Genomic DNA, 12,182 nt, shown 5'->3' on the forward strand with positions numbered 1-12,182 from the left:
AAACTGTTGAGGAACGCGAGAATCATGACAGAAAAAGTCGGTGTACTCGGCAAGAAGTCGGCACAGCGCACGGACGTGGAACGGGTCGTGGTGACACCGCTTCCCACCGTGTATGGGAAATTCCGGGCGTTCGGCTATTTCGACCACGAACGCGGCGACGAGCAGGTGGCCCTCGTGCACGGCGACCTCGGCGCCGAAGGCGTGCTCACCCGGCTCCACTCGGAGTGCCTGACCGGCGACGCCTTCGGCTCCCAGCACTGCGAGTGCGGCGCCCAACTCGCCTCCGCGCTCCGGCAGGTGGTCGACGCGGGCAGTGGCGTCGTGGTCTACCTGCGCGGGCACGAGGGGCGCGGCATCGGCCTGCTCGCCAAACTGCGCGCGATGGCGTTGCAGGCGGAGGGCCTGGACACGGTGGAGGCGAACCTCGCCCTCGGCCTGCCCGTGGACGCCCGGGACTACGGCGTCGCGGCCCGGATCCTCGACGACCTCGGGGTGCGGTCGGTGCGGCTGATGTCCAACAACCCGCGCAAGCGCGAGGCGTTGGTGCGGCACGGCATCCAGGTCGCCGAGCAGGTGCCGCTGCTGATCCCGCCGTGCGAGTCGAACATCACCTACCTGCGCACCAAGCGGGAACGGCTCGACCACCACCTGCCGCACCTGGACGCCATGGCGCACCTGTCGTCCTGACCGCGAAGGTTCCGCCCGCGCCGGTCCGGCTCAGTCCGCGACGGCCTCGTGCACCAGCCGCTTCAGGTCCGGGTAGACCGTGTGCGAGGACCTCGGCCGCACCTGGGTCATGAACTGCACCGTCAGATCACGGCCCGGGTCGACCCAGAAGGTGGTCGTCGCCACTCCGCTCCAGCCGTACGTGCCGAGCCCGGAGGGCGACCGCGTGCGGCTCGGGTCGGTCACCACGGACACCCCGAGGCCGAAGCCGACGCCGTCGTTGCCGGGTTCGTCGTGCGCCGGACGGCTGCCGAAGGACCGCAGGTCGGCGTCGCCCGGGAGGTGGTTCCGGGTCATCAGGTCCACCGTCGCCGGGGCGAGCAGCCGGACCCCGCCGAGTGCGCCGCGGCGCCGCAGCAGTTCCGCGAAGCGGTGCACGTCGTACGCGGACGAGACCAGGCCGCCACTGCCCGACAGGAACCTTGGCCGGCCCCGCAGCGGCAGCCCGGGGGCCGGCGCGATGCCGCCGTCCTCCGTCTCGCCGTACAGCTCGGCCAGGCGGTCGGCCTGCGCGTCGGTGACGTGGAACCCGGTGTCCGTCATGCCCAGCGGGCCGAAGATCCGCTCGGCGCAGAACACGTCGAAGGGCTGCCCGGACACCACCTCCACCAGCCGCCCCAGTACGTTGCTGGCCACCGAGTAGTTCCACTGGGTGCCCGGTTCGAACTGCAGGGGCAGGCTCGCGTACAGGTCGACCGTCTCGGCCAGGTCGGCCCCCGGCCGCACCGAGGACTCCACACCGGCCGCCCGGTACAGCGCGTCGACGGGGTGGGTGCGGTAGAAGCCGAACGTCAGCCCCGCGGTGTGGGTCATCAGGTGCCGGACCCGCACCGGACCGGCGGCGGGGCGGGTGACGACGTCCGCCCCGGTTCCCCCGACGTACACCCGCGGCTCGGCGAAGGCGGGCAGGTACCGGTCGACGCGGTCGTCCAGCGCCAGCCGGCCCTCCTCCACCAGGGTCAGCACCGCCACGGACGTGACCGGCTTGGTCATGGAGTAGATCCGCCACAGCGTGTCGGCCGTCACCGGGAGTTTGGCGGCGACGTCCCGCAGCCCGTGCACGGTCAGATGGGCGACGCGGCCGCCGCGCGCGACGGCCACCAGGAACCCGGGCAGTCGGCCCTCGTCGACCTGCCGGGCGAAGTGCAGGTCGAGCCGGTCCAGCGCCCCGGGGTCCAGCCCGGCCGCGCCCGCGTCGACCTCCTGCCGCAGGGGTGGCATCGCCATCACCCTCCTTGATCGTTCGTTCAGGACGCGTCGGGCATACCCCGTACGCGCCTGCTCGGAACTCCTGGCCCCCGTACGGGGCTCCTCACTGGCGGCTGACGGTGCGGGTCAGGCCGGTGATCACCGTCGTGGCCAGGATCCAGCCGGTGACGATCAGGACGTAGGAGAGCGTCTGGTACCAGCCCTCCGGCGCGAACGCGTTCTCCTGGCCGAAGGAGATCACCGGCAGCAGCAGGTCCAGCGTGTAGAAGACCGGGTTGAAGCCGGGGGCCTCCGCCTGCTTGAGCGGCGGCGGGTGGTGCAGCCCGTAGACGACCGAGCCCACCGCAAGGAGCGAGAGCAGCCAGCCGCCCGCGCGCAGCGGACGGAAGCCGTACCCGACCGCGATGTCCTGGAGGTGCCCCCACAGACGGCCGTACCAGGGCAGGGTGCGCCGGCGCCGCCGCTGCTTGGCGAGCTGTACGAGGCGGGCCGCGTCGTCGTCACCGATCCGCCGGTAGGCGGCGGTCAACTGCTCATAGGTGAAGGGGAGGTAGCCGTCCCCCTTCTCCAGCATGGGCAGCCGCCGCTCGGCGGGCTCGTGCGGGATGAGCGACGTGTACGTGAGGTCGTTGAGCTGGACCCAGGCCGGCACCACCTCCGGCTGGAGGAACAGCACGTCCACCTGGGCGCGGCGCAGGTTGAGCGCACCCTGCACCGCCGGGCCCTCCCGCAGCCAGAGTTCGCCGATCACGCAGCTGCTGGCGCGCAGCGCGGTGTTCCCGGCGTTGGCCAGCCGGGCGTGCGACAGGTCGAGCCGGCCGGGTATCCGGGCACCGCGCAGCTCCAGCCGGCCCCGGACGTCCGCACGCCGCAGCAGCACGTCGGCCTCGGCGGCGAGCGTCTCGGCCTGGACGGCGGTGCCGCCCGGCCGGTCCAGCACCGAGTCGTTGAGGTTGACCGTGCCGGCCACCCGGGCGCCGGTGAGCCGGACCTCGCCACTCGCGCGGAGCCCCGGCGCCCAGAGGTCGGCGCCCAGCACCGCCTGGTTCAGCTGGAGCACCGGCCACTCGGTGTTCGGTGTCTCGATGCGGGTGCTCTCCAGGTACAGACTGCCGGTGACCTCCGCCCCCGCCAGCCGCACCGTATCGCTGAACCGGGCCCGGGTCAGCCGCAGTACGCCCTCCACCCGGACCGCGTGCGAGATCAGCCCGGGCAGCACGGACTCGCTCAGGTTCAGCTCGCGCAGCCGGGCCCCGTAGAACCTCGGTGCCTCGTCGAAGTGGCAGTGCCGCAGCCGCACGGGGTGGTCGACCGTCGCGTACTGCAGATCCAACTGCCCGGTGACGCGGGCGCCGGTCAGGCTGAGCGCCGCGACCCGGCCGTCCTCCCGGGGCCCGTCCAGGAGGAGGGACCGCAGCACGCCCGCGCGCACGGTCCGTTCGGGCCCCCAGGTGCCGCCGCGGGCCGGGTCGTCGGAGTCCGCGCCGGAAGGGGCCGCGGCGGAAGAACCCGGGGCGGAAGGGTCCGCGGTACGGAAGTCCACGTCGGTGCCGGAGGCGAAGGCCCGCCAAAGACGCGACTCGGCCGGTGTCAGGTCGTTGATCTCCATCAGGGAGGGACTCTGACCCGAACCGGCCGATCACGTCAACGCGCTTTCCGGACCGCCCACTTCTCGGGCGGCTGTTCCCGGTCGGCTACTTCTTGGCCGACTCCACGGCGTGCCCGCCGAACTGGTTGCGCAGCGCGGCGACCATCTTCATCTGCGGCGAGTCCTCCTGCCGGGACGCGAACCGCGCGAAGAGCGAGGCCGTGATCGCGGGCAGCGGCACGGCGTTGTCGATCGCCGCCTCCACGGTCCAGCGGCCCTCGCCGGAGTCGTCGGCGTAGCCGCGCAGCTTCTCCAGGTGGTGGTCGTCGTCGAGGGCGTTGACGGCCAGGTCCAGGAGCCAGGACCGGATGACGGTGCCCTCCTGCCAGGAGCGGAAGACCTCGCGGACGTTGTCCACGGAGTCGACCTTCTCCAGCAGCTCCCAGCCCTCGGCGTAGGCCTGCATCATGGCGTACTCGATGCCGTTGTGGACCATCTTGGAGAAGTGCCCGGCGCCGACCCGGCCCGCGTGGACGTAGCCGTAGGGGCCGTCAGGCTTGAGCGCTTCGAAGATCGGCTCGAGGTCCTCGACGGTCTCCTTGTCGCCGCCGACCATCAGGGCGTAGCCGTTCTCCAGCCCCCACACGCCGCCCGACACACCGGCGTCGACGAAGTTGATGCCGCGCTTGCCGAGGTCCTCGGCGTGCCGCTCGTCGTCCGTCCAGCGGGAGTTGCCGCCGTCGATGACGGTGTCACCGGGCTTGAGCAGCGTCGCCAGCTGGTCGATGACGTGCTGGGTGGCGCCGCCGGCCGGGACCATCACCCAGACCGCGCGCGGCCGCTCCAGCCGGTCCACCAGCTCGACCAGGCTGTCGACGTCGGCCCGGTCGGGATTGGTGTCGTATCCGACGACGGTGTGGCCGGCGTTGCGCAGACGCTCGCGCATGTTGCCGCCCATCTTGCCGAGACCAACGAGACCGATCTCCATGTCAGTGCACTTCCTTCAGTTCACGGTAGGCGGCCACCAGCGCGGCCGTGGACGGATCGAGGCCGGGCACGTGCGCGCCCTCGGTGAGGGCGGGTTCGACGCGCTTGGCGAGCACCTTGCCGAGTTCGACGCCCCACTGGTCGAAGGAGTCGATGTTCCAGATCGCGCCCTGGACGAACACCTTGTGCTCGTACAGCGCGATGAGCTGGCCGAGGACGGAGGGGGTCAGCTCGGCGGCCAGGACGGTCGTGGTGGGGTGGTTGCCGCGGAAGGTCTTGTGCGGGACCAGTTCCTCGGGCACTCCCTCCGCGCGTACCTCGTCCGGGGTCTTGCCGAGGGCGAGGGCCTGGGTCTGTGCGAAGAAGTTGGCCATCAGCAGGTCGTGCTGCGCCTTGAGTTCGTCGCTCAGTTCGCCCGCGGGCCGGGCGAAGCCGATGAAGTCCGCGGGGATCAGCTTGGTGCCCTGGTGGATGAGCTGGTAGTAGGCGTGCTGCCCGTTGGTGCCCGGCGTGCCCCACACCACCGGCCCGGTCTGCCACTCCACCACATTCCCGTCCCGGTCGACGGACTTGCCGTTGGACTCCATGTCGAGCTGCTGGAGATAGGCGGTGAACTTCGACAGGTAGTGCGAGTACGGCAACACCGCATGCGACTGCGCGCCCAGGAAGTCGCCGTACCAGACGCCCAGCAGGCCGAGGAGCAGTGGCGCGTTGGCCGGGGCCTCGGCGTTGCGGAAGTGCTCGTCGACGATGCGGAAGCCGTCGAGCATCTCCCGGAAGCGGTCCGGGCCGATGGCGACCATCAGGGAGAGTCCGATGGCCGAGTCGAAGGAGTACCGGCCGCCGACCCAGTCCCAGAACTCGAACATGTTGGCCGGGTCGATGCCGAAGCCGGAGACCTTCTCGGCGTTGGTCGACAGGGCCACGAAGTGCTTCGCGACCGCGGCCTCGTCACCGAGCGCGTCCAGCAGCCACGAGCGCGCCGAGGTGGCGTTGGTGATCGTCTCGATGGTGGTGAAGGTCTTGGAGGCGATGACGAACAGCGTCTCCGCCGGGTCCAGGTCCCGGACCGCCTCGTGCAGGTCGGCGCCGTCCACGTTGGACACGAAGCGGAACGTGAGCGAGCGGTCGGTGAAGGCCCGCAGCGCCTCGTAGGCCATCGCGGGACCGAGGTCGGAGCCGCCGATGCCGATGTTGACGACGTTCCTGATGCGCCTGCCGGTGTGACCGGTCCACTCGCCGGAGCGGACCCGGTCGGCGAAGCCGGCCATCTTGTCGAGTACGGCGTGCACCCTGGGAACGACGTTCTCGCCGTCGACCTCGATCACCGCGTCCCGCGGGGCGCGCAGCGCGGTGTGCAGCACCGCCCGGTCCTCGGTGATGTTGATGCGCTCACCGCGGAACATCGCGTCGCGCAGCCCGAACACACCGGTCGCGGCGGCCAGCTCCTGGAGCAGGGCCAGCGTCTCGTCGGTGACGAGGTTCTTCGAGTAGTCGATGCGCAGGTCGCCGACGCGCACGACGTACCGCTCCGCCCGCCGGGGGTCCTGGGCGAACAGCTCGCGCAGGTCCGGGTGGGGCAGCGTGCCCTTGGCGTGGTCCGCGAGCGCGGTCCACTCGGGCCGCCGGTCGAGCTTCGGGGTGTCAGACATGGACAGGGGTCTCCTTGCCGGCCTCGCCGCGCAGGGCGACGGCGTACATCTCGTCGGCGTCGAGGCGCCTGAGCTCCTCGGCGATGAGTTCGGAGGTGGGGCGCACCTTCAGGGCGACCGAGCGCGGGGGCTGACCGGGCAGGGTCATCGTGGCGAGCGGCCCCTCCGGCCGGTCGACGACGATCTCGCCGTCGGCCGTGCCGAGGCGGACGGCCGTCACGACCGGGCCGTCGGTGACCACGCGCTCCACGCGGACGCCGAGGCGGGCCTCCATCCAGCGGGCCAGCAGTTCGGCGGCCGGATTGTCGGCCTCGGCCTCCACGACCGCGGAGGTCACCGGTACCCGGGCCTGGTCCAGGGCCGCGGCCAGCATCGAGCGCCACAGCGTCAGCCGGGTCCACGCCAGGTCGGTGTCGCCGGGGGCGTAGGCGCGGACCCGGCGCTCCAGGACCTCCATCGGCCGCTCGACCGTGTAGAGGTCGGTGATCCGGCGCTGGGCCAGCGCGCCCAGCGGGTCCTTCGCGGGGTTGTCCGGAGCCTCCACCGGCCACCACACGACGACCGGCGCGTCCGGCAGCAGCAGCGGCAGCACCACCGAGTCGGCGTGCTCGGACACCTCGCCGTACATGCGCAGGACGACGGTCTCGCCGGTACCGGCCTCCGAGCCGACCCGGACCTCGGCGTCGAGGTGCGAGCGGGTGCGGTCGCGCAGGTTGCGGGGGTGGCGCTTGATGACGACCAGGGTGCGCGAGGGGTGCTCGTGCGAGGCCTCCTCGGCCGCCTTGATCGCGTCGTAGGCGTTCTCCTCGTCCGTGACGATGACCAGCGTGAGCACCATGCCCACGGCCGGGGTGCCGATGGCCCGACGGCCCTGCACCAGCGCCTTGTTGATCTTGCTTGCCGTGGTGTCGGTCAGGTCGATCCTCATGGCCTGCGCCAGCTCCGTCCGTCTCGTGCGAGCATCTCGTCGGCTTCCCGCGGTCCCCAGCCGCCCGACGCGTACTGCGCGGGCTTGGCGTGCGAGGCCCAGTACTCCTCGATCGGGTCGAGGATCCGCCAGGACTCTTCCACCTCCTGGTGGCGCGGGAACAGGTTGGCGTCACCCAGAAGGACGTCCAGGATCAGCCGTTCGTACGCCTCGGGGCTGGACTCGGTGAAGGACTCGCCGTAGGCGAAGTCCATGGACACGTCCCGGATCTCCATCGACGTGCCCGGCACCTTGGAGCCGAAGCGCACCGTCATGCCCTCGTCGGGCTGGACGCGGATCACGATGGCGTTCTCGCCCAGCTCCTCCGTCGCCGTGGAGTCGAAGGGGGAGTGCGGGGCGCGCTGGAAGACGACCGCGATCTCGGTGACCCGGCGGCCCAGTCGCTTGCCGGTGCGCAGGTAGAAGGGCACCCCGGCCCAGCGGCGGTTGTCGACGCCCAGCTTGATCGCCGCGTAGGTGTCGGTGGTGGAGGCCGGGTCGATGCCCTCCTCCTCCAGGTAGCCGGGCACCTGTGCGCCGCCCTGCCAGCCGCCCGCGTACTGCCCGCGCACCGTGTGCCCGCCCAGGTCGTCCGGCAGCCGCACGGCCCGCAGCACCTTCAGCTTCTCGGTGAGCAGCGACCGCGCGTCGAAGGCGGCCGGCTCCTCCATGGCGGTCAGCGCCATCAGCTGGAGCAGGTGGTTCTGGATGACGTCGCGGGCGGCGCCGATGCCGTCGTAGTAGCCGGCCCGGCCGCCGATGCCGATGTCCTCGGCCATGGTGATCTGCACGTGGTCCACGTAGGACCGGTTCCAGATCGGCTCGTACATCTGGTTGGCGAAGCGCAGCGCCAGGATGTTCTGGACCGTCTCCTTGCCCAGGTAGTGATCGATCCGGAAGACCTGCTCCGGGTCGAAGACCTCGTGCACCAGCGCGTTCAGGTCGCGGGCGCTGTCCAGGTCGTGCCCGAACGGCTTCTCGATGACCGCACGGCGCCAGGAACCCTCGGGCGCGTCGGTCAGCCCGTGCTTCTTGAGCTGCTGGACGACCTTCGGGAAGAACTTCGGCGGCACGGAGAGGTAGAAGGCGTAGTTGCCGCTGGTGCCGCGGGAGGCGTCCAGCTCCTCGACGGCCTTGCGCAGCTGTTCGAACGCGTGGTCGTCGTCGAAGTCGCCGGGGATGAAGCGCATGCCCTCGGAGAGCTGCTGCCAGACCTCCTCGCGGAACGGTGTGCGCGCGTGCTCCCTGACGGCGTCGTGCACGACCTCGGCGAAGTCCTGGTCCTCCCAGTCCCGGCGGGCGAAGCCGACCAGCGAGAAGCCGGGCGGCAGCAGGCCGCGGTTGGCCAGGTCGTACACGGCGGGCATCAGCTTCTTGCGGGACAGGTCGCCGGTGACGCCGAAGATGACCAGCCCGGACGGGCCCGCGATACGGGGCAGACGGCGGTCCTGGGGATCGCGCAGCGGGTTGCTCCAGTCGAGCGGTGCCACCGGCTCCACGGCCCGGCCGGCCGCACCCTTGCCCTTCGCAGCCTTGGCGGCGCCGGCCGTCCCGGTCCTCTTCGCGCTCCGGGAGGACCCGGACGCGCCGGTGGCCTTCGCCGTCTCGGCGACGCGGGCCTGCCCGGCCTCCTCGGCGAGCGGCGGTCCGGCCGCCTCCTGCGCCGCCCGGGCCTCCTTGGCTTCCTTCGTCGCCTTGGTCTCCCGGCCCGTCGTAGCGGGAAGCTCCTCGCTCATTCCCCGTCAACTCCCTTGCTGTCGAGGGACTTCGTCACGGCGGCGAGCAGGTCCTGCCAGGCCGCCTCGAACTTCGCCACGCCCTCCTGCTCCAACTGCTCCACCACCTCGTCGTACGACACGCCGAGCCGCTCCACGGCCGCGAGGTCGGCTCGCGCCTGGGCGTACCCGCCGGTGACCGTGTCGCCCCGTACGTCGCCGTGATCGGCGGCGGCGTCCAGGGTGGCCTCCGGCATCGTGTTCACGGTGCCGGGGGCGACCAGCTCCTCCACGTACAGGGTGTCCCGGAATGCCGGGTCCTTCACACCGGTGGACGCCCACAGGGGGCGCTGCGGGTTGGCCCGGGCCCCCGCGAGGGCGGTGAAGCGGTCACCCGCGAAGACGTTCTCGTACGCCTCGTAGGCCAGCCGCGCGTTGGCCAGCGCCGCCCGCCCGCGCAGGCCGAGCGCCTCGTCGGTGCCCAGCAGCGACAGGCGCTTGTCGATCTCGCTGTCGACGCGGGAGACGAAGAACGACGCGACCGAGTGGATGCCCGCCAGGTCGGTCCCGGCCGCCTGCGCCTTCTCCAGGCCGGCGAGGTAGGCGTCCATCACCTCGCGGTAGCGCTCCAGGGAGAAGATCAGCGTGACGTTCACGCTGATGCCGGCGCCGATGACCTCGGTGATGGCCGGGAGACCGGCCTTCGTCGCCGGGATCTTGATCATCACGTTGGGGCGGTCGACCAGCCAGGCCAGCTGCCGCGCCTCGGCGACGGTGGCCCGGGTGTCGTGGGCGAGCCGGGGGTCGACCTCGATGGAGACCCGGCCGTCGCGCCCGCCGGTGGCGTCGTACACCCCGCGCAGCACGTCGGCGGCGGCGCGGACGTCGGCGGTGGTCATCATGCGGACCGCCTCGTCGACGGTGACGCCCCGGGTCGCCAGGTCGGCGAGCTGCTCCTCGTAGCCTTCGCCGGAGCCTATGGCGGCCTGGAAGATCGACGGGTTGGTGGTGACGCCGACGACGTTCTTCGTCCTGATCAGCTCGGCGAGGTTGCCGGACTCGATCCGCCGCCGCGACAGGTCGTCGAGCCAGACGGACACGCCCTGGTCGGCCAGGCGCTGCAGTGCTCCCGCGGTGGCGGTTGCTTCGGTCACAGTGATCATCTTCTCTTTCTGCTTGTCAGTGCGTTCGGCTCAGCCGCGGGCGGCGGCCAAGGATTCCCGGGCGGCGGCGGCCACGTGCCCGGCGGTGAAGCCGAACTCGGTGAACAGGGTCTTCGCGTCGGCGGAGGCGCCGAAGTGCTCCAGGGAGACGATGCGGCCCGCGTCCCCGACGAACCGGTGCCAGGTCAGGCCGATCCCGGCCTCCACGGCCACCCGGGCCCGCACGGACGGCGGCAGCACGCTCTCGCGGTAGGCGCGCGGCTGCTCCTCGAACCACTCCACGGACGGCATCGACACCACGCGCGTGGCGGTGCCCTCGGCCTCCAGCGCCTCCCGCGCGGCCATCGCGAGCTGCACCTCGGAGCCGGTGGCGATCAGGACGACGTCCGGGGCGCCGGTGGAGGCGTCGGCGAGGACGTACCCGCCGCGCGCCGCGTCCGGGTTCGGCGCGTAGGTCGGTACGCCCTGGCGGGTGAGGGCGAGGCCGTGCGGCGCCGGGTGCGTGGCGTGGCGCCGGAGGATCTCCGCCCACACGGTCGCCGTCTCGTTGGCGTCGGCGGGGCGGACGACGTTGAGACCGGGGATCGCGCGCAGCGAGGCCAGGTGCTCGACCGGCTGGTGGGTGGGGCCGTCCTCGCCGAGGCCGATCGAGTCGTGCGTCCACACGTACGTCACCGGCAGCTGCATCAGCGCGGACATGCGGACCGCGTTGCGCATGTAGTCGGAGAAGACCAGGAAGGTGCCGCCGTAGATCCGGGTGTTGCCGTGCAGGGCGATGCCGTTCATCTCCGCGGCCATGGAGAACTCGCGGATGCCGAAGTGCACGGTGCGGCCGTACGGGTCGGCCCCGGGGAGCGGGTTGCCCACGGGCAGGAAGGAGCTGGTCCCGTCGATGGTCGTGTTGTTGGAACCGGCCAGGTCGGCCGAGCCGCCCCACAGTTCGGGCAGCACCGGGCCGAGCGCCTGGAGGACCTTGCCGGAGGCGGCGCGGGTGGCGACGGCCTTGCCGGTCTCGAACACCGGCAGGGTGTCCTCCCAGCCCTCGGGCAGCCGGCCGGCGACCACGCGGTCGAACAGGGCCGCGCGCTCGGGAGCGGCGTCGCGCCAGGCGGCGATCCGCTTGTCCCAGGCCGCGTGCGCCTCGGCGCCCCGGTCCAGGGCCCGGCGGGTGTGGGCGAGCACCTCGCCCGCGACCTCGAAGGACCGCTCCGGGTCGAAGCCGAGGACGCGCTTGGTGGCGGCGACCTCCTCCGCGCCGAGGGCGGAGCCGTGGGATGCCTCGGTGTTCCGCGCGTTCGGGGCGGGCCAGGCGATGATCGTGCGCATCGCGATGATGGACGGACGCCCGGTCTCGGCCTTCGCCGCCGTCAGCGCCGCGTGCAGCGCGTGCACGTCCACGTCACCGCTCTCAGCGGGCTCGACGCGCTGTGTGTGCCAGCCGTACGCCTCGTAGCGCTTCAGCACGTCCTCGGAGAACGCGGTCACGGTGTCGCCCTCGATCGAGATGTGGTTGTCGTCGTAGAGGAAGACCAGATTGCCGAGCTTTTGGTGACCGGCGAGCGACGACGCCTCGGCGGAGACGCCCTCCTGGAGGTCGCCGTCGCTGACGACCGCCCAGATCGTGTGGTCGAAGGGCGACTCGCCCTCGGGGGCCTCGGGGTCGAACAGGCCGCGCTCGTAGCGGGCCGCCATCGCCATGCCCACCGCGTTGGCCACCCCCTGGCCCAGCGGACCCGTGGTGGTCTCCACGCCCGCCGTGTGCCCGTACTCGGGGTGGCCCGGCGTCCTGGAGCCGTGCGTGCGGAAGGCCTTGAGGTCGTCCAGCTCCACCTCGTACCCGGCGAGGAAGAGCTGGGTGTAGAGGGTCAGCGAGGTGTGGCCGGGGGAGAGGACGAAGCGGTCACGGCCGGTCCACTCGGGATCGGCGGGGTCGTGTCGCATCACCTTCTGAAAGATCGTGTACGCCGCCGGGGCCAGGGCCATCGCCGTACCCGGGTGACCGTTGCCCACCTTCTGCACGGCGTCGGCCGCCAGGACCCGGGCGGTGTCGACGGCACGCCGGTCGAGTTCGGTCCATTCGAAGCGGTCCGCGCTGTCCACTGTCTGCTTGCTCGACTGCGTGCTCATCTTCAAGAAATCCTCGATCGGAGCGAAGTAGCTGGCCTGACGTGTTCA

Annotated in this window: 9 protein-coding genes; 1 reads left to right on the forward strand and 8 read right to left on the reverse strand. The window is 71.7% G+C overall.

The features are described 5' to 3' along the window. Positions 1-24: 24 nt before the first annotated feature. On the forward strand, positions 25-687 hold the full coding sequence (gene ribA, locus C4J65_RS30325; protein WP_115745282.1) for a GTP cyclohydrolase II: 663 nt from the start codon (positions 25-27) through the stop codon (positions 685-687). Positions 688-717: 30 nt separating this feature from the next. Here the strand turns inward: ribA and C4J65_RS30330 are convergent, their stop codons facing one another. The 8 genes from C4J65_RS30330 to tkt form a co-directional block, all read right to left on the reverse strand. After that, positions 718-1,947, reverse strand: coding sequence for a serine hydrolase domain-containing protein (locus C4J65_RS30330; RefSeq protein WP_115746703.1), 1,230 nt, complete (start codon positions 1,945-1,947; stop codon positions 718-720). A 91-nt stretch (positions 1,948-2,038) separates the two neighbouring features. Beyond that, a complete protein-coding gene (locus tag C4J65_RS30335; RefSeq protein ID WP_115745283.1) occupies positions 2,039-3,544 on the reverse strand; it encodes a membrane-associated oxidoreductase in 1,506 nt (501 codons plus the stop codon). 85 nt (positions 3,545-3,629) lie between these two features. Continuing rightward, complete coding sequence (gene gnd / locus C4J65_RS30340) at positions 3,630-4,511, reverse strand: phosphogluconate dehydrogenase (NAD(+)-dependent, decarboxylating) (protein WP_115745284.1); 882 nt, start codon at positions 4,509-4,511, stop codon at positions 3,630-3,632. 1 nt (position 4,512) lies between these two features. Continuing rightward, positions 4,513-6,162 (reverse strand): glucose-6-phosphate isomerase, encoded by a 1,650-nt coding sequence (pgi, locus tag C4J65_RS30345; protein WP_115745285.1) that lies wholly within the window; start codon positions 6,160-6,162, stop codon positions 4,513-4,515. Beyond that, the gene (gene opcA, locus C4J65_RS30350) at positions 6,155-7,090 is read right to left on the reverse strand and encodes a glucose-6-phosphate dehydrogenase assembly protein OpcA (RefSeq protein ID WP_115745286.1); all 936 of its coding nucleotides are present in this window, start codon (positions 7,088-7,090) and stop codon (positions 6,155-6,157) included. Before opcA ends, pgi begins: the two co-directional genes overlap by 8 nt. Next, entirely contained in the window at positions 7,087-8,865 is a 1,779-nt protein-coding gene (gene zwf / locus C4J65_RS30355; protein ID WP_115745287.1) for a glucose-6-phosphate dehydrogenase, read from the reverse strand. The genes opcA and zwf overlap by 4 nt, the downstream gene beginning before the upstream one ends. Then, positions 8,862-10,007: a transaldolase gene (tal, locus tag C4J65_RS30360; RefSeq protein WP_115745288.1), complete on the reverse strand. Its 1,146-nt coding sequence runs from the start codon at positions 10,005-10,007 to the stop codon at positions 8,862-8,864. Before tal ends, zwf begins: the two co-directional genes overlap by 4 nt. Positions 10,008-10,037: 30 nt before the next feature. After that, entirely contained in the window at positions 10,038-12,134 is a 2,097-nt protein-coding gene (gene tkt / locus C4J65_RS30365; protein WP_115745289.1) for a transketolase, read from the reverse strand. Between the last annotated feature and the right edge of the window lie 48 nt (positions 12,135-12,182).

Origin of the sequence: Streptomyces sp. CB09001 (assembly GCF_003369795.1) — a bacterium.
Classification (GTDB): domain Bacteria; phylum Actinomycetota; class Actinomycetes; order Streptomycetales; family Streptomycetaceae; genus Streptomyces.

Excerpts from the sequence above, each read along its gene's own strand:
- ribA (WP_115745282.1), top strand. The coding sequence starts at position 25 with ATGACAGAAAAAGTCGGTGTACTCGGCAAGAAGTCGGCACAGCGCACG.
- C4J65_RS30330 (WP_115746703.1), bottom strand. The coding sequence starts at position 1,947 with ATGCCACCCCTGCGGCAGGAGGTCGACGCGGGCGCGGCCGGGCTGGAC.
- C4J65_RS30335 (WP_115745283.1), bottom strand. The coding sequence starts at position 3,544 with ATGGAGATCAACGACCTGACACCGGCCGAGTCGCGTCTTTGGCGGGCC.
- gnd (WP_115745284.1), bottom strand. The coding sequence starts at position 4,511 with ATGGAGATCGGTCTCGTTGGTCTCGGCAAGATGGGCGGCAACATGCGC.
- pgi (WP_115745285.1), bottom strand. The coding sequence starts at position 6,162 with ATGTCTGACACCCCGAAGCTCGACCGGCGGCCCGAGTGGACCGCGCTC.
- opcA (WP_115745286.1), bottom strand. The coding sequence starts at position 7,090 with ATGAGGATCGACCTGACCGACACCACGGCAAGCAAGATCAACAAGGCG.
- zwf (WP_115745287.1), bottom strand. The coding sequence starts at position 8,865 with ATGAGCGAGGAGCTTCCCGCTACGACGGGCCGGGAGACCAAGGCGACG.
- tal (WP_115745288.1), bottom strand. The coding sequence starts at position 10,007 with ATGATCACTGTGACCGAAGCAACCGCCACCGCGGGAGCACTGCAGCGC.
- tkt (WP_115745289.1), bottom strand. The coding sequence starts at position 12,134 with ATGAGCACGCAGTCGAGCAAGCAGACAGTGGACAGCGCGGACCGCTTC.